Source organism: Mesorhizobium sp. M3A.F.Ca.ET.175.01.1.1 (assembly GCF_004791945.1).
Classification (GTDB): Bacteria; Pseudomonadota; Alphaproteobacteria; order Rhizobiales; family Rhizobiaceae; genus Mesorhizobium.
On the sequence record NZ_SRTP01000353.1, the window covers coordinates 1 to 295 of the forward strand.

Here is a 295-nt window from a genome sequence, read left to right on the forward strand (position 1 = left end):
CGCTGACCAGTTGCGGCTTGTGCGACGACCGGCGCTCGGTCCAAAGGTTCTTGGTGAAGCGTTCGCTGGCCTCGCCGATGACCTTGTTGGCGGCAGCCAGGATCGTCTCGGTCGAGCGGTAATTGCGCTCCAGCATGACGATCTCGGCGCCTGCGTCCCTGGCGCGGCCGTACCAATCCATGAACTCGCCGACGGCGAAGGTCTCATTGAGCTCCCCGATGCCGCGGAACGTATCGAGGCGGGTCAGCATCGTTCCGGCGGAGAACGCCGGCATCGGGTCGGGCGGGCAGACAAG

The 295-nt window shown here is 65.8% G+C and carries 1 protein-coding gene; it reads right to left on the reverse strand.

Features of this window, described 5'->3' with window-relative positions; translation table 11 throughout:
• A partial coding sequence (locus EN818_RS31960; protein ID WP_135906756.1) for a 3'-5' exonuclease occupies nt 1-295 on the reverse strand: 295 nt, incomplete at both ends.